Here is a 16,938-nt window from a genome sequence, read left to right on the forward strand (position 1 = left end):
TACTCGGTCTAGAGTTTATGAACAAGGAGGAAATAAAATGGCAATTGTAAATGTAACAGATCAAAATTTTGCGGATGAAACTTCAGGCGGTCTTGTATTGGCTGACTTTTGGGCTCCTTGGTGCGGCCCTTGTAAAATGATTGCTCCTGTATTGGAAGAAATTGATACAGAACTTAACGATAAAGTTAAAATTGTTAAATTAGATGTAGATGAAAACCAGGAAACTGCCGGAAAGTATGGCGTTATGAGCATTCCGACATTGTTGTTGTTCAAAGATGGCGAGGTCGTTGATCAAGTTGTTGGCTTCCAGCCGAAAGAGGCTTTGGTAGACGTCATCAATAAGCATGCTTAATACCTTGATTGATCTACACAGTTATCCCTTGTTATTCTTGTAACAAGGGGTAACTTTTGTTTTAAACATAATAAGGAATGATTGACTCATGAACCAGAATATTAAGGATAAGCTAGCGGTGCTTCCAGTCCAGCCAGGCTGCTATTTAATGAAAGATAAACATCAGACTGTCATTTATGTCGGTAAGTCAAAGGCATTACGCAACCGTGTCCGTTCGTATTTCACAGGGCCAACGATCAAAAAACGCAGCGTCTTGTCCAGGAAATTGCCGATTTTGAATATATTGTTACATCTACGGAGATAGAAGCCCTTATTTTAGAAATGAATTTGATTAAAAAGTATGATCCAAAGTATAACGTTCTCTTGAAAGATGATAAAAGTTATCCATATTTAAAAATCACAAGTGAACGCCATCCGCGTCTTTTGATTACAAGAAAAGTAAAAAATGATAAAGGAAAATACTTTGGACCATATCCAAACGTACTAGCAGCCCGTGAAACGAAAAAACTACTAGATAGATTGTACCCCTTGAGAAAATGCAACAATCCCCCGGGTAGACCTTGTTTATATTATCATATGGGACAATGTCTGGCGTGTCGTGAAACTCCACCGCAAAAAGAGGAATATCATACGATTATTAAAAACATATCTTCTTTTCTCCATGGCGGTTATAAAGGTATCAAAGATGATTTGAAATCTAAAATGGCTGCGGCGAGTGAGGACTTGAATTTTGAACGCGCTAAGGAATTGCGTGATCAAATACAGCATATTGAAGTTGTCATGGAGCAGCAAAAAATGACGTTAAATGATCGAGTGGACCGTGATATCTTCGGCTATAGTTATAATAAAGGCTGGATGTGTATTCAAGTGTTCTTCGTCAGACAGGGCAAATTGATTGAAAGAGACGTCGCTGTATTTCCTTTCTTCGATGAAGCAGAAGAGGTTTTTCTAAGCTATATTGGGCGATTTTATTTGCATCAGCACCATCTCAAACCAAAAGAAATCCTGGTGCCGATTGGCACGGATATCGATATATTGAAAGAATTACTTGATGTGCATGTGCACACGCCTTTTCGCGGACGGAAGAAAGAGCTGGTTGAATTGGCGATGAAAAACGCTAAAATTGCATTGGACGAAAAGTTTTCTATGATTGAACGGGATGAAGAACGAACAATTGTGGCAGTAGAAGAACTGGGTGAGCAATTGCATATCGAGACGCCTTTACGGATTGAAGCATTTGATAATTCCAATATACAAGGGACAGACCCGGTTTCCGCCATGGTGGTCTTTATCAACGGCCGTCCTGATAAAAAAGAATACAGGAAGTTTAAGATTCGTGATGTTGAAGGTCCGGATGATTATGAGACAATGCGTGAAGTTATCAGAAGAAGGTATACAAGAGTGTTAAAAGAGCAGCGCCCGCTCCCAGATCTAATTGTGGTCGATGGCGGAAAAGGGCAGATGAGTGCTGCTATGGATGTGCTTGAAAACGAATTGAGTCTTGATATTCCCCTTTGTGGCCTTGTGAAGGACGATAAGCACAAAACGAGTGAATTATTATATGATATCCCGCCCCGCCCCATTGAACTCGGCCGTCAATCACCTGCATTCTATCTTGTCCAGCGAATACAGGATGAGGTGCACCGGTTTGCCATCACCTTTCATAGGCAGCTGAGAGGGAAAAATCTGATTCAATCTGAACTAGACGGTATACCGGGGGTTGGACCCAAAAGACGTCGACTGCTACTTGAACATTATAAGACGATTGGCGGGATTAAGAACGCAAAGCCTGAAGACTTAACACGGCTCGGAATCCCGAACCATGTAGCAGAAGATATTCAAGTATATTTAAATCAGCCAGAGGAATAAACACACAAGAGACCATTCACCACACTTGAGGTGAATGGTCTCTCATTTTATTGATATTAGATATCTGTGAAATAAACGGTAAATACGATTTGATGTATGTTGGTGTTAATCATTTCATTGCATTCACAAGTTCTGTTTTTAATAAGCCCTATAGCCTCCGACAGGAATCCTGCTTCCAGACGAAAATCAATTTCAAATGGAGCTTTTAGACGGTAGACGACCGCATCCGACATTAAGGTGAATGTAAGTGATTTCCGTTTTTCTTTAACAAATTCCAGTCTGCCCCAGCCTAATTTTTCGAAAAGATAAAATAGATCGTGCATGGTCTCCGGATTAAGACGTCGTGCGAGATTTTTCCCCATAAAGTAAAGTAAAGTGTCAGCTTCTGTGCCTAGGACCTCTGGCAGACTAATATAGCGGAGGACATCATATCCGGCACCGGTTGTATTCAGTTCATCCAGCATGGATAGTTTAAAAGTGTTTTGTTTTTGTTTCAATGGTGCCCTCTCCTTTTATGTCGAACCAACAATTTTTAACCTGCAATATACATTATCCAATGAAAGGGGCATATATGCAAGAGAATATAAATACTTTTTCCATATCATTCTAGTAAAACTGAACACCTTTTCTTGACGGTCTGCAAGGTTAGAAGTACAATATATATGTCATAAATTGTACAAATGTTGCCGGGAAAATACCTAACATGTCATGGTGGCATATCTGTACGATCACAAACAACTTTTTGACCGAGGGGGGTAAACATGGCAGAGCATCGCGATTTCTTTTACAGAAGGCTCCATTCACTTCTGGGTGTGATCCCAATAGGGGTATTTCTGACACAACACCTGATTGTGAATCATTTTGCCGTGTATGGTGAAGACAGTTTTAATAAAGCGGCAGGATTTATGGAGAGCTTGCCATTCCGGCTTGTCCTGGAAACATTTATTATTTTTCTGCCCATTCTGTTCCATGCGATCTTAGGGTTTATATCGCTTTTACAGGTAAAAACAATCCAGGAAAATATTCATTTTTCCGTAACTGGATGTTCTTGCTGCAGCGTATTACAGGGATTATTACATTTATTTTTATCGTCTGGCACGTATGGGAAACACGCGTTCAAATCGGACTTGGCAATGTAGACTTGGATTATGGACTGATGGAGAGCATTTTATCTAGCCCATTTATGTTTTGGTTCTATATTGTTGGGGTCATTTCTACTGTATTTCACTTTGCCAATGGCTTGTGGAGTTTTTTCGTAACATGGGGCATAACCCAGTCGCCACGTTCACAGCAAATCACTACATATGCAACAGTGGTTGTTTTCTTGGCTTTAAGTTATGTCGGCGTAAGAGCCATTATCAGTTTTGCATACGGCGTTTAAAGTGCGAAAATATATGGCAGCAAAATAGTATTAGTTTGTAAATAGGGAGTGAGTCATTCTAATGAGTAATCGTAAAATTGCGGTTGTTGGCGGCGGTCTTGCAGGACTTATGGCAACAATTAAAGCAGCAGAAGCAGGCGTGAAGGTTGACCTGTTTTCAATTGTCCCTGTTAAACGCTCCCACTCTGTTTGTGCCCAAGGGGGCATCAATGGCGCGGTTGATACAAAAGGGGAAGGGGATTCACCTTGGCTGCACTTTGATGACACAGTTTACGGTGGTGACTTTTTGGCGAATCAGCCACCTGTTAAAGCAATGTGTGATGCAGCACCTGGTATTATCCATTTGATGGAACGCATGGGTGTTATGTTTAACAGAACACCTGAAGGCCTGCTTGATTTCCGCCGATTCGGAGGCACGCAGGTACACAGAACAGCTTATGCTGGTGCTACTACAGGACAACAGCTTTTATATGCACTTGATGAACAAGTTCGCCGATATGAAGTAGAAGGCATGGTCAATAAATTTGAAAGCTGGGAGTTTATTGGTGCGATTATTGATGATGACGGTGTCGGCAAAGGGATCATGGCTCAGGACATTGTCACTCATGAAATTAAAGCTTTCCCTTCAGATGCTACAATTCTGGCTACCGGCGGCCCAGGCATCATCTTCGGAAAGTCAACAAACTCCATGATTAATACCGGCTCAGCCGCTAGCATCCTGTATCAGCAGGGTGCAAAATATGCAAATGGCGAGTTTATTCAAATTCACCCGACAGCCATTCCGGGGGATGATAAGCTGCGGTTGATGAGTGAATCTGCCCGAGGTGAGGGTGGACGTATCTGGACATATAAAGATGGCGAACCATGGTATTTCCTTGAAGAGAAATATCCTGCATACGGGAACTTAGTGCCGCGTGATATTGCAACACGTGAAATTTTTGATGTGTGCGTTAATCAAAAACTTGGCATTAACGGCGAAAATATGGTTTATCTTGACTTGTCTCATAAAGATCCGAAAGAGCTTGATGTGAAACTCGGCGGAATTATCGAGATCTATGAAAAGTTTGTTGGTGAAGACCCACGCAAAGTTCCAATGAAAATTTTCCCTGCTGTCCATTATTCTATGGGTGGCTTATGGGTTGACTACGATCAAATGACAAGTATACCAGGCATTTTTGCGGCCGGTGAATGTGAATATTCACAGCACGGCGGCAACCGATTGGGTGCCAATTCGCTTCTTTCTTCTATCTTTGGTGGGTCTGTTGCCGGACCAAAAGCCATTGAATACATCGAAGGCTTGGACACACATGTGGAAGATATGTCCTCAGATTTATTTGACAAGCATGTGGAAGAAGAGAAAGAAAAGTTTGAAGCACTGATGAAGATGGATGGGGAAGAAAATGCCTATGCCCTTCATAAAGAACTTGGAGATTGGATGACGGAGAACGTCACTGTAGTGCGTCACAATGATAAGCTTTTGAAAACCGATGAGAAACTTCAAGAATTGCTTGAACGCTGGGAAAATATCGGCATGAATGATACTTCCCGCTGGAGCAACCATGGGGTAATGTTTACTCGACAGCTGCATAGCATGATCCATTTGGCGCGTGTTATTACTCAAGGTGCCTATAATCGAAATGAGAGTCGCGGAGCTCATTATAAGCCGGAATTCCCTGATCGTAATGACAATGAATGGTTGAAAACAACGATTGCTACGTTTAATAAAGAAAAACAGGCTCCGGAAATAACATATGAAGAGGTAGATATATCATTAATCCCGCCTCGTAAACGTGATTACTCAAAAAAAAGTGAAGGGAGTAAATAGTCATGGCAGAAGAGTCTAAAACCATAACGTTTATTATTACACGACAAGACGGCCCAGACTCAGCTCCTTATGAAGAAACATTTAATGTTCCATATCGTCCGAATATGAACGTCATATCCGGTTTGATGGAGATCCGTAAAAATCCTGTCAACGCAAATGGAGATAAAACCAGCCCTGTTCAATGGGACATGAACTGTCTTGAGGAAGTGTGTGGCGCCTGTTCCATGGTGATTAATGGAACAGCCCGCCAATCCTGTGCCGCATTGGTCGACCAATTAGAACAACCGATCAGACTGGCACCAATGGCCACGTTCCCTGTCGTCCGCGATCTTGTTGTTGATCGTGAGCGCATGTTTGACGCAATGAAACAGGTCAAGGCCTGGATCCCAATTGATGGCACACATGACCTTGGACCAGGGCCGCGAATGGCTGAGAAGAACCGGCAGTGGGCTTATGAACTGTCAAAATGTATGACTTGCGGGGTTTGTCTCGAAGCATGTCCGAATGTTAATGATAAATCTGACTTCATTGGCCCGTTTGCGTTGTCACTTCCACGTTTGTATAATGCACACCCAACAGGTGCCATGAACGCAAGCGAAAGACTTGATGGACTGATGGAAGAAGGCGGAATCCAGGGCTGCGGAAACTCGCAGAACTGTGTGCAGGTTTGTCCAAAAGGCATTCCATTGACCACCTCGATCGCGGCTATGAATCGGGCAACCACTATTCAGTCATTTAAGAATTTTTTTGGCAGCGATAAAGCAAATTAATGCAGAATCTAAATGGTCCTGGCCTTTTGTGGTCAGGATTATTTAGTAAGAATAAGTTAAGAATGTTGTGAGAAGGGGACATGAATGTGAAGTCAATCTCTTATATTGAAGATTTTGATCAATGGAAGCGTTCATTTTTATTTTCAATTCAGATTAAAGTCCGTTTTTCTGAAACGGATATGTTTGGTCATGTGAATAATGTATCCGCCTTCACTTACTTTGAAGAAGCACGAATTGAATATTTGAAATCACTCGGCTTTTTCAGTGATTCTTCCGATGAGCAAAACGTACCTGTAGTTGCGGACCTTCAGTGTGATTATCATCAGCAAATGTATTTTGATGACAGATTAAATGTTTATGTAAAGGCCCATTATATCGGAACAACATCTGTGGATATCCATTATATGGTTGTTAATGAAAAAGAAGATCTTTGTCTTACAGGCAGAGGAAGACTGGTTTATATTAACAAACACAGTGGAAAACCAGTTGCCATTGATGAAAATCTAAAAGAAAAACTTTTAGTTCGTTAGATGTAAATATACACAACAAAACCGACTTTCTGACACCAGAAAGTCGGTTTTGTATTACAGCTTAAGCTCCCCCATGCGGAGTAGCTCAATTACAGCTTGTGATCGCCCTTTGACACCCAGCTTTTGAATCGTGTTTGAAATATGGTTGCGGACTGTTTTCTCAGATATAAATAAATCCTGGGCAATGTCTTTTGTTGTTTTATCCTGTACCAGTAGCTCGAATACCTCTTTTTCTCGCTTGGTCAATAGCTGCTTTGGTTTATACGTGTTGTCCTCCAAATGGTAACCCCTCCTTGCTGACATAGAACTGCATGTTTGAGGGACATTATTTAGTCATTAATAGCGTATGTCAACAACCAAAAGAGGTGCGCACAAAACCACCAAACTGGGCAAAGCTTCCCCAAATCCGTAAACTACGAACTAACCAAGCAGAGCAGATCTAATGACTGCCACCGGCAATCGCTCAGAAAACACTGCGCTTTCCGCGGGCGCTGCTGAGCTTCGGGCCCACAGGATGTGGGTCATGAAGGTATTGCGACAGGACGTCGCGGTTTTAGCCTTCCTTCCCCTATTGCGCTCCGGGGTCTCACCGAGGCTTTTCATCTCACAGGAGTCTCCGTGTTTTCCCCGAGCTGGGTGATAGGAATACCCCTTGCCGGGGCAAGGAGGCGTCAGGGGATGTTCGATTAAAACCGGCGCGTCCCGCGCCAACATCGAACGACATACGTCCTGCAGGCCCCTTGGCAGAGAAGACATTGTGAAAGTGGGTTTCTTGAACAGATGTCGCACTTGAGCTGTGATAAAGTTAAAGCGACTTCCCGCAGCGCAAATCACGATTCTCATACAAACATATATGGTGTTTGACTTAGTTATATCGGCGTTTTCAACTCACATATATCGGAAAACCACGTGAAATCACCATACGAGTAGTAACTTAAAACTTCGCAAGCCAGGGGGGCCTTGTTTTTTGAGTTTTCACTGGTTCGAAGTTTGTTTCTACTGTTGTTTTGGTGTTGTAAAAAAGGTGTTTGGTTTTGAGATATTTGCTATAATGGAGAGTAATGGATCTTGATGTGAGTTTGGGAGATGGGAGGGCGGCGTCATTCAAGAGCTTGTACAATCAAATCAAATTATTCTTTTGTTTGCTCTATTACTGATCATTAGTGTCGTTATTACAAAGTTTTCTTCGCGCCTGGGTGTGCCTACGCTCGTATTATTTATTCTAGTTGGCATGATCACAGGGAGTGATGGCTTAGATATTATTTATTTTGACAATGCTGGAGTGGCTCAGCTTATTGGGGTGTTTGCACTCGTAATCATCCTTTTTGAGGGCGGTCTGCAGACAAAATGGCGAGACGTGAAACCAGTAGCACCTGCAGCGGGTATATTGGCTACAGTTGGCGTTTTGACAACAAGTGCGGTAGTAGCTGTGGCAGCGAAATACATATTGGATTTCACATGGCTTGAAGGGTTTTTGGTCGGATCGATTATTGGCTCTACTGATGCTGCTGCTGTTTTTTCAGTTCTAAAGGATAAAAACATTAAAATTAAAATGAAATCAACACTTGAGGCAGAGTCGGGTTCAAATGACCCGATGGCGATGTTTTTAACCATCTCGGTTATCCAACTTCTGACAACTGATCAGACTGGAATCATTAATTTAATTGGTTCTTTCTTTTGGCAAATGGGCATTGGCTTGCTTTTTGGTTTATTAATCGGTGGCGTCGGCCGGCTTGCTATGAATTACATTAATCTGGATTCAAGTGGATTGTATCCATTATTTGCAATTGCATTTTCTTTTTTAACGTATGGCATAACATCTTTATTTGATGCAAGTGGATTACTGGCCGTGTATGCAGCTGGCATTATGATGGGCAATTCTGAAGACTTAACATACCGGTATTCCGTTGTTAGTTTTTCAGAAGGGTTTGCCTGGATGGCACAGATTATTATGTTTGTGATCCTGGGTCTGTTTGTGTTTCCACATAATTTATTCACTGTCAGCAACATATTGAATGGTCTGTTTATCTCACTTATTTTGATGTTTGTTGCAAGACCGATAGCTGTCTTTACCAATCTGATATACTCACGGTACAACATTAAAGAAAAAATATTCCTCTCCTGGGCAGGTCTTCGGGGAGCCGTGCCCATTGTGCTCGCAATCTTCCCCATGCTAGCAGATCTGGAAAACAGTCAAATCATCTTTAATATTGTCTTTTTCGTTGTTTTAACCTCAACACTGGTACAAGGGTCAACGATCACCTATGCAGCTGAAAAGCTGGGACTGGAAGATCAACAGAAAACCCGGCCGATGCATTCTCTTGAACTTATCTCTATTGGTAAAGCGAATGTTGAAATGGTAGAATATCATGTATCACAGCACAATACCATTATTGGCCAATCACTTGAAGATCTGGTGCTTCCGGATAGCGCGCTGATCAATGCGATTATCAGAGAAGGAAACGTTATTACCCTAAAGGACAAACAGTTATTGAAAGTGAGGATATACTTTATATTCTCGTTTCCCGCAAAAGTAAAAATAAGTTAAAAAGAATACTTGAAGAAAACAACGACATGGCGGCTACAGCTGAGCAGTTTAATCGTAGCTGATATCCCCCATTTCAATCTCAATTTCAAGGAGGCGGCAATGTGACTAAACCAGACGACCAAGTACCTATTGAAAACATTGAAAAAAAACTTCGCTATATTGCCGGTGCAATCAAATTGAATGGCCGTAAAATCTTGAATAATTACCCAATCACATCCCCGCAATTTGCCGCATTGCAATGGTTAATTGACGATGAAAATCTAACCATTGGTGAACTGTCCAAAAAGATCGGACTCGCATTCAGCACAACGACGGATCTTGTGGACCGCATGGAGAACAACGCTCTTGTAAAACGAGTTAGAGATGAAAAAGATCGGCGAGTGGTAAGAATTCAAGTTGAAGACAAGGGCAAAGTTATTATAAAAGAAGTTATCAAAAAAAGACAGGCGTACTTAGGAGAGGTTTTGGCTTCTTTCTCCATGGAGGATTCTTTAACTTTAAACACAATGCTGAGTGACCTGTATGAACAGATGAAGATTAAACAACATCAAGAAAACAACTAAGACGAGGCGATTACAATGCAACGCGCAATCGGTGTTATAGATTCAGGTATTGGGGGTCTCACGGTCGTTCAGGAATTAATGCGACAGCTGCCAAACGAGCGCATAATCTATTTAGGAGATACAGCACGCTGTCCATATGGTCCCAGGCCCCAGAAGAAGTACAAGTTTATACAAGACAGATGACAGATTTTCTGATCAAACAAGACATTAAAATGCTGGTTATTGCCTGTAATACCGCAACTGCTTTTACGCTGGAAGTTTTGCAGAATGAACTCTCTATCCCAGTACTCGGCGTAATCCAGCCAGGCGCGAGAGCAGCTATAAAAGCAGCTAAGACAAACCATGTCGCTGTTATTGGCACCCAGGGCACCATTATGAGTGGGGCTTATGCGGAGGCTCTTAGAACGATTAAACCGCTTATCGATGTCTATCAGCTAGCTTGCCCTCAGTTTGTACCATTGGTCGAAACTGGCATGATGACAGGGGAATATACTGAAGACGTTGTTCGTACCTCTCTTCAGCCTCTTAAGTTAAACGGACCAATCGACACCTTAATACTGGGGTGTACCCACTACCCGCTGTTGAAACATACTATAAGGAAGGTTATGGGCCCAAATATCTCTATTATATCTTCCAGTGAGGAAACAGCCCGGGAGACCAGTGTCCTTCTCTCCTTGAATCAAATGCTGAACAACAGCAAAAACCCAGTCAAACACGAATTTTACACAACTGGTGATACCGGCATTTTTGCAGGGTTGGTTCGTATAATCTTTGAATCCACAGAGAACAGAGTGCCGCTTATTCCAACCATTAAACAAGTTTCAATTGATTGATCAATACAACCTGGAAAGTGTGTTCACACACGATTTCCGGGTTGTTTGTTTTTCAAAAAATATTTAGGTCTAAAATCCCCTAATGGCTCGTATATATATTAGTACAAACCATCGTAGGGGGTTAATAACATGAAGATGCGTGGAATATTTCTGCTTGCTTTTACTGTGATGTTATCCATCGTACTGACTGGATGCTTTCAAGGTGAGCAGTCCTCTGAAGAAATTGATCCGCCACCCGAATCAGAGGCGGTTAAAGGCGAGGCGGGGGAGACGGATTCTGCTGAAAATGAGAAAATGGATTCAGGTGATACTGAAGAGCAAGCTCAGACCATTCAGCGTGAACTGTATTTAATCGATAAGAATGGCATGGTCGCACCACAAACGATTGAGATACCATTACCTGAGTCAAGAGAAGTAGCAACACAAGCACTTGAATATCTGGTGAAAGATGGACCGATCAATGAACTGCTTCCAAACGGATTTAAGGCGGTTCTGCCTGCAGGCACTGACATATTAGGACTAAATCTGCAAGAAGATGGCACAGTCATTGTTGATGTTTCGAAAGAATTTAAGGAATATCAATCAGAAGAAGAGTTGCAAATCTTGCAAGCGATGACCTATACACTCACGCAGTTTGATCAGGTGCAAAGGGTTCAGTTATGGATCAATGGCGAACCACAGGAAGAAATGCCAGTAAGCGGTACACCTATTCAAGACGGTTATACAAGAGCGAACGGCATTAACATCATGCCTTCAGCTTCAGGAGACTTGATTAATCAGGATGCCATTACTGTTTATTATCCGGCTGTTTCAAGTGAGCAAACTTATTTTGTACCTGTCACTCAGCGTGTGAATGCAGACGGCGATGATGTACTTCAATCAGTTGTGGATACTGTAATATCGGGTCCTAGCTACGAATCGAATCTGCAACATGTTTTTAATATGGAAACTGCCCTTTCGAGTGAGCCTATGTTGAAAGACGGCATACTACAGTTGAAATTCAATCAGTATATCTTAAAAGATAAAAACACAGGTGTTATTTCAGATGAGGTAATGGAAACACTTGTAAGATCATTAACTGAGCATCAAGGCGTTGAAGCTGTTCAAGTTTCTGTTGAAGAAATTGATCAGTTAACGAACGAGAATGGTGAGGTATATAAAGAACCCGTAACCAAGGATATGTTTGTTCCAAAAGAGAAGTTATAACAAGAGGCTTAAGCTTTAGCCTCTTTTTTTTGTGTACAATGGTTTTTGTAATACATATTGACGTGCATGAACCTGACACTTTAGTTTAAAATATGTTAAGCTATATTTTTAGAGGAGGAAAATGTTGCATGAGAAATGATTCACGCGCAGAAAACAGTTTAAGACCAATTAAAATTACGCCACATTTCGTTAAACATCCCGAGGGGTCTGTATTAATAGAAATAGGCGATACGAAAGTAATTTGTAATGCCAGTATTGAAGATCGGGTCCCCCCATTCTTAAGGGGGACTGGTAAAGGATGGATTACGGCTGAATATGCGATGCTTCCCCGTGCAACAGATCAGCGTAATATACGGGAATCATCAAAAGGTAAAGTAAGCGGAAGAACGATGGAAATCCAACGGCTGATTGGACGGGCGCTCAGATCAGTAGTAGATTTAGAGTCATTTGGTGAGCGAACTTTATGGGTGGATTGCGATGTGATTCAAGCAGACGGCGGAACAAGAACTGCTTCGATTACCGGCGCATTTGTTGCGGTTGTTCTTGCTTTCGGTACATTGCTTGATAAAAAAACAATTAAAAAGATGCCTGTAAAAGATTTTCTTGCAGCTATATCGGTTGGAGTCTTGCCTGATGGAACGGAAATTCTTGATCTGAAGTATGAAGAAGATGCCCGTGCAGCGGTGGACATGAATATCGTTATGACTGGTAAAGGAGAATTCGTTGAAATACAGGGTACAGGCGAAGAGGCAACATTTACTCATACACAGTTACAGACAATGCTTCAATTAGCTGAAGGAGGCATTAAACAACTTTTTCAAACACAATCTGAAGTTATTGAAGCATGGGAAGGGCGAATCGGAGAAACGAAAAAACAGGACGGTGTATCATGAAACATTTAGTTGTTGCAACAAAAAATCCAGGGAAAGCTGCTGAATTTAGAGACTTTTTCCATGCATTTGGTATAAATGTCTCCTCTCTGCTGGATTTTGAAACGCCCATGCCGGATATTGAAGAAACCGGAAGCACATTTAAGGCGAATGCTGCGATTAAAGCTGAACAAATTGCGAAGGTCTTGAATCAAACGGTAATCGCAGACGATTCAGGTCTGGTTGTTGATGCCTTGGATGGCAAACCTGGTATTTTTTCTGCAAGATATGCCGGGGGCCATGGGAATGATCAGAAAAACGTTGAAAAAGTGTTGAATGAACTTCAAAATGTACCCGAAAAAGAGAGAACTGCACGTTTTGTCTGTGTGCTTGCACTGGCGCTACCTGGTGAAGAGACGGTTTTCCGTACAGGTTATTGTGAAGGTAAAATTGTTTTTGCGCCAAGAGGAAACCATGGTTTTGGCTATGATCCGATTTTTCTTCCGGATGGTTATACAAAAACGATGGCTGAATTGACATCTCAGGAAAAAAACCGTATCAGTCATCGAAAGCATGCTTTTGAACAATTGACAGACTGGCTGAAGACTCAAGTGAATTCAGATTAAAGCAGGTGTAAAATATGAAGGTGTTAATTGTGAGCGACTCACATGGGCTGACACAAGAACTCTCTCAGATAAAACAACGCCACGAAGTCTCTGCAATGATACACTGTGGGGATTCCGAGCTGGATATGGATGCTGAAGAATTGCAGCATTATATAAAAGTAGCCGGTAACTGCGACTTCGATAGCCGCTATCCCACTGAACAAGCAGTTGAAATTGGAGATTTGGTGTTCTACGTGACACACGGGCATTTGACAGACGTGAATGCAGGTTTATTAGCTTTGTCATATCGCTCGAAGGAATACAATGCTGATGTGGTTTGCTTCGGCCATACACATAAAGCCGGAGCTGAGTTGGTTGATGAGCAGTTGCTGATCAACCCTGGCAGTATTAAACAATCCAGAGGCAAATACGAGGAATCGTACGCAATTTTAACTTGGGACAGCAAATCAGAAATTCATGTTGATTTTTATTCAGTCGATGGCAGGCTTCTTGATCCACTGTCTGACAGATATACACTACACGCCGGCAATTGAATGACGATCAAATAATAGTAGAAAGTTATTGACAATACCTGTAATAAAACGTATAATAATTTTTGTCTGTTAAACAGGTATTGTTCTTTGCGGGTGTAGTTTAGTGGTAAAACCTCAGCCTTCCAAGCTGATGACGAGGGTTCGATTCCCTTCACCCGCTCCATAACTTTTTATGTCCCAGTAGCTCAGCTGGATAGAGCAACAGCCTTCTAAGCTGTGGGTCGCAGGTTCGAATCCTGCCTGGGATGTTTATGCGGTTTCATTCCGACCATTGACCGGCATATTGACGCGTTGGCTGTAAAGCTTTAACGTCAGTATGCCGGTGTTTTAATATGATACAATTGTATTTGATATTTTAGTGTGGGAAACAAACGGGTTTAACCTTAGTGAGGAATGGGAATGGACTGGCATGGATTTGAGAATGCTTAATGAAAAGAGGTGAATATATGTCGGATAGAGATGATAATGTTATATTGTTCCCTAAACTGCAAACCACTCTGGAACAAGAGAGCTTATCTGCCTTGACCAACAAAAATTACCGTGAAGCGCTTGATAAACTTGATCAACTCCTGGAACATGGTGTTGATCACCATGAGATCATGATGGGTAAACTGATTTGTTTAATGGAACTTGATCAATTTGAGGAAGCGGAAGAACTCTCTGAAAAACTCATGAGTCGTCACGATACATATTATTTTGAGTATGTCCATATTTATCTCACTATGTTATTTCAGACAGGGCAGTATGAGCTGGTTATAGAAACTTCAAATGCCGTGTTGGATCATCAGGAAACAATCCCGGATCCTTTTCGGGAACAGTTTTCCCAATTGAGAGACTTAAGCACACATATGAGAGAAGAAGTCATTGCAGAAGAATCTGCTAAACTGACGAGAATACTATTTAAGGCTCACGCAAACCAAGACCATCATCTGCAGTGGATAACAGTGGAGAAATTACGCTCACTTGGTGCAATACCTAAACAAAGTATGGAAAGCTATCTGACCGACCATAACGTTCATCCTATGGTTAAAACCGGTTTGTTTTTATGGTATCAGGAACAATCTGTAAACCGACCTTTAGAAATCCATAAACTCGGTGTGAGTGGCTGGAGAAACCCTGTTGATACATATGATCTTAGTAACAGCGCGACCATTAAGCAGACGAAATTGCTTATAAATGAGATTGAACAACATAATCCAACATTATATAAACAGTTGGATCAGTTGTTGACAAGATTTACATATGTGAGGTATCCTCTAATACCAGAGCCAGATCAAGCACCTCTCATAGCTGAAGCTCTTAAACATATTGGACATGGAATAGCGTCTATACATAATAAGGGGATGGCAAGTAGCACTATCCTTGCATATGCAGAAGAAATTAATTTATGTGATGGTCTTTATTTGTCTATGATGGATGCATAAAGAGTCAGGTTTAATGCTTGAAAGGCACACCGATTATGTTATAATGTAAGGGTTGTAAATGAGCAGAAAACAACTGAAGTAAGTTAAACATTGAATTGTTCATGAAATAATAGATTTTTGGAGGTAATCGTATGTCAGCAAAATGGGAAAAACAAGAAGGCAATGAAGGTGTTCTCACTTTTACAGTTGAGGCAGACGAATTCGACAAAGGACTTGATCAGGCATTCAAGAAAGTTGTAAAGGATGTACAGATCCCAGGCTTTAGAAAAGGCCGTGTGCCACGGATGATTTTTGAAAATCGTTTCGGTGTTGAATCTCTTTATCAGGATGCAGTTGATATTTTACTTCCTGAAGCCTACAGTAACGCTGTAGAAACAGCAGGCATTGATCCTGTCGATCAGCCGGAAATTGATATTGAACAAATTGAAAAAGGCAAAGACTTAGTTTTCACAGCGAAAGTTACGGTGAAGCCGGAAGTTAAGCTTGGCCAGTACAAGGACCTTGAAGTGGAAGAACAAGATACGACAGTTACTGATGAAGATGTTGAAGAGGCCATTCAGGCACTTCAAGAGCAGCATGCAGAACTTGTCGTAAAAGAAGAGGGCCAAATCGAAAACGGTGATACAGCTGTTATTGATTTTGAAGGCTATATTGATGGAGAAGCTTTTGAAGGCGGCCAAGGAGAAGATTTCTCACTTGAAATTGGTTCAGGCCAATTCATTCCAGGCTTTGAGGAAGCGTTGGTTGGGAAAGATATCGATACAGATACAGAAATTGAAGTTACATTCCCTGAAGACTACCACGCTGAAGAGTTCGCTGGTAAGAATGCGACATTTAAAGTGAAAGTTCATGAAGTCAAATCCAAGGAATTGCCGGAAATTGACGATGAGTTCGCAAAGGATGTCGACGATGATGTCGAAACTCTTGACGAATTGAAGCAAAAGAAAAAAGATGAACTTCAATCTCAAAAAGATCAGGATGCCGAAAATGCTAAACGTCAGTCAGTGGTTGAACAAGCTTCTGATCACGCGGAAGTGGATATTCCCGAGGCAATGATTGACACTGAAACAGACCGGATGATCCAAGAGTTTGAACAACAGCTTCAAATGCAGGGCATGACAAAGGAAATGTATTTCCAATTCTCTGGTCAGGATGAAGCTGCTTTAAAAGAACAAATGAAAGAAGACGCTGAGAAACGCGTTAAAACCAACTTGACGCTTGAAGCAATCGCAGTGACAGAAAATGTCGAAGCAAGCGATGACGATGTCAATGAGGAACTTGAAAAGATGGCCTCTATGTACAACATTGAGATTGATCAGATCAAGCAGATGCTTGGCGGCAATGCAGATATGGTTAAAGAAGATTTGAAAATGAAGAAAGCTATAGACTTTCTTATTGAACACAGCAAAACTGTTTAATGTGTCAAATGTATAATAAAACACGATTTACAACTCTAACAAGGTGCGGATAGTCTCGCACCTTGTTTTCAGCTTAATAGCTTAAAATATAAACAGGGGTTAACTTTTACGGATCAGACATATACTAGGGAATAACATGAAGTTGCTTGCTCCAGAAAACTTTAAAAACATCCTTGTCGCAAGGATTCGTA

At 41.5% G+C, this 16,938-nt stretch carries 13 protein-coding genes, 2 tRNA genes and 4 pseudogenes; 17 read left to right on the forward strand and 2 right to left on the reverse strand.

The features are described from left to right. Positions 1-37: 37 nt before the first annotated feature. Positions 38-352, forward strand: a complete 315-nt coding sequence (trxA, locus tag JNUCC1_RS15075) for a thioredoxin (RefSeq protein ID WP_156646207.1) — start codon at positions 38-40, stop codon at positions 350-352. Between the two features lie 88 nt (positions 353-440). Beyond that, positions 441-2,221, forward strand: a pseudogene (uvrC, locus tag JNUCC1_RS15080) (excinuclease ABC subunit UvrC). A gap of 56 nt (positions 2,222-2,277) precedes the next feature. Here uvrC and JNUCC1_RS15085 read toward each other — a convergent pair. Continuing rightward, a complete protein-coding gene (locus tag JNUCC1_RS15085; RefSeq protein ID WP_231784245.1) occupies positions 2,278-2,718 on the reverse strand; it encodes a DUF2507 domain-containing protein in 441 nt (146 codons plus the stop codon). Between the two features lie 264 nt (positions 2,719-2,982). On the opposite strand from JNUCC1_RS15085, the pseudogene JNUCC1_RS15090 reads away from it, so the two are divergent. From JNUCC1_RS15090 to JNUCC1_RS15105, 4 genes and pseudogenes are all read left to right on the forward strand, one after another. Next, a pseudogene (locus tag JNUCC1_RS15090) lies at positions 2,983-3,602 on the forward strand (succinate dehydrogenase cytochrome b558 subunit). Between the two features lie 61 nt (positions 3,603-3,663). After that, on the forward strand, positions 3,664-5,427 hold the full coding sequence (sdhA, locus tag JNUCC1_RS15095) for a succinate dehydrogenase flavoprotein subunit (protein ID WP_156646208.1): 1,764 nt from the start codon (positions 3,664-3,666) through the stop codon (positions 5,425-5,427). 2 nt (positions 5,428-5,429) lie between these two features. Beyond that, entirely contained in the window at positions 5,430-6,197 is a 768-nt protein-coding gene (gene sdhB / locus JNUCC1_RS15100; RefSeq protein ID WP_156646209.1) for a succinate dehydrogenase iron-sulfur subunit, read from the forward strand. 86 nt (positions 6,198-6,283) lie between these two features. Further along, entirely contained in the window at positions 6,284-6,727 is a 444-nt protein-coding gene (locus JNUCC1_RS15105; RefSeq protein ID WP_331713815.1) for an acyl-CoA thioesterase, read from the forward strand. A gap of 54 nt (positions 6,728-6,781) precedes the next feature. Here JNUCC1_RS15105 and JNUCC1_RS15110 read toward each other — a convergent pair whose 3' ends face one another. Continuing rightward, entirely contained in the window at positions 6,782-7,006 is a 225-nt protein-coding gene (locus JNUCC1_RS15110) for a helix-turn-helix domain-containing protein (RefSeq protein ID WP_156646211.1), read from the reverse strand. 823 nt (positions 7,007-7,829) lie between these two features. Here JNUCC1_RS15110 and JNUCC1_RS15115 point away from each other — a divergent pair. From JNUCC1_RS15115 to tig, 11 genes and pseudogenes are all read left to right on the forward strand, one after another. Further along, positions 7,830-9,337: pseudogene (locus tag JNUCC1_RS15115) on the forward strand (potassium/proton antiporter). 39 nt (positions 9,338-9,376) lie between these two features. Beyond that, entirely contained in the window at positions 9,377-9,838 is a 462-nt protein-coding gene (locus JNUCC1_RS15120; protein WP_331713816.1) for a MarR family winged helix-turn-helix transcriptional regulator, read from the forward strand. A 15-nt stretch (positions 9,839-9,853) separates the two neighbouring features. Then, positions 9,854-10,671: pseudogene (gene racE, locus JNUCC1_RS15125) on the forward strand (glutamate racemase). Positions 10,672-10,800: 129 nt separating this feature from the next. Beyond that, positions 10,801-11,877, forward strand: a complete 1,077-nt coding sequence (locus tag JNUCC1_RS15130) for a GerMN domain-containing protein (RefSeq protein WP_156646212.1) — start codon at positions 10,801-10,803, stop codon at positions 11,875-11,877. A 128-nt stretch (positions 11,878-12,005) separates the two neighbouring features. Then, positions 12,006-12,770 (forward strand): ribonuclease PH, encoded by a 765-nt coding sequence (rph, locus tag JNUCC1_RS15135; protein WP_156646213.1) that lies wholly within the window; start codon positions 12,006-12,008, stop codon positions 12,768-12,770. Further along, complete coding sequence (locus JNUCC1_RS15140) at positions 12,767-13,372, forward strand: XTP/dITP diphosphatase (protein WP_156646214.1); 606 nt, start codon at positions 12,767-12,769, stop codon at positions 13,370-13,372. The genes rph and JNUCC1_RS15140 overlap by 4 nt, the downstream gene beginning before the upstream one ends. 14 nt (positions 13,373-13,386) lie before the next feature. Continuing rightward, positions 13,387-13,905, forward strand: a complete 519-nt coding sequence (locus JNUCC1_RS15145; RefSeq protein WP_156646215.1) for a YfcE family phosphodiesterase — start codon at positions 13,387-13,389, stop codon at positions 13,903-13,905. 89 nt (positions 13,906-13,994) lie between these two features. Beyond that, positions 13,995-14,068, forward strand: a tRNA-Gly gene (locus tag JNUCC1_RS15150). A gap of 11 nt (positions 14,069-14,079) precedes the next feature. Then, a tRNA-Arg gene (locus JNUCC1_RS15155) sits at positions 14,080-14,153 on the forward strand. Between the two features lie 198 nt (positions 14,154-14,351). Beyond that, on the forward strand, positions 14,352-15,329 hold the full coding sequence (locus JNUCC1_RS15160; protein WP_156646216.1) for a tetratricopeptide repeat protein: 978 nt from the start codon (positions 14,352-14,354) through the stop codon (positions 15,327-15,329). 131 nt (positions 15,330-15,460) lie between these two features. After that, complete coding sequence (tig, locus tag JNUCC1_RS15165) at positions 15,461-16,747, forward strand: trigger factor (protein WP_156646217.1); 1,287 nt, start codon at positions 15,461-15,463, stop codon at positions 16,745-16,747. Positions 16,748-16,938 lie beyond the last annotated feature (191 nt).

Source organism: Lentibacillus sp. JNUCC-1 (assembly GCF_009741735.1).
Taxonomy (GTDB): domain Bacteria; phylum Bacillota; class Bacilli; order Bacillales; family Amphibacillaceae; genus Lentibacillus_B.

What these genes read in the sequence shown, in the direction of transcription:
- trxA (WP_156646207.1), top strand. Translation starts at nt 38, where the DNA reads ATGGCAATTGTAAATGTAACAGATCAAAATTTTGCGGATGAAACTTCA.
- sdhA (WP_156646208.1), top strand. Translation starts at nt 3,664, where the DNA reads ATGAGTAATCGTAAAATTGCGGTTGTTGGCGGCGGTCTTGCAGGACTT.
- sdhB (WP_156646209.1), top strand. Translation starts at nt 5,430, where the DNA reads ATGGCAGAAGAGTCTAAAACCATAACGTTTATTATTACACGACAAGAC.
- JNUCC1_RS15130 (WP_156646212.1), top strand. Translation starts at nt 10,801, where the DNA reads ATGAAGATGCGTGGAATATTTCTGCTTGCTTTTACTGTGATGTTATCC.
- rph (WP_156646213.1), top strand. Translation starts at nt 12,006, where the DNA reads ATGAGAAATGATTCACGCGCAGAAAACAGTTTAAGACCAATTAAAATT.
- JNUCC1_RS15140 (WP_156646214.1), top strand. Translation starts at nt 12,767, where the DNA reads ATGAAACATTTAGTTGTTGCAACAAAAAATCCAGGGAAAGCTGCTGAA.
- JNUCC1_RS15145 (WP_156646215.1), top strand. Translation starts at nt 13,387, where the DNA reads ATGAAGGTGTTAATTGTGAGCGACTCACATGGGCTGACACAAGAACTC.
- JNUCC1_RS15160 (WP_156646216.1), top strand. Translation starts at nt 14,352, where the DNA reads ATGTCGGATAGAGATGATAATGTTATATTGTTCCCTAAACTGCAAACC.
- tig (WP_156646217.1), top strand. Translation starts at nt 15,461, where the DNA reads ATGTCAGCAAAATGGGAAAAACAAGAAGGCAATGAAGGTGTTCTCACT.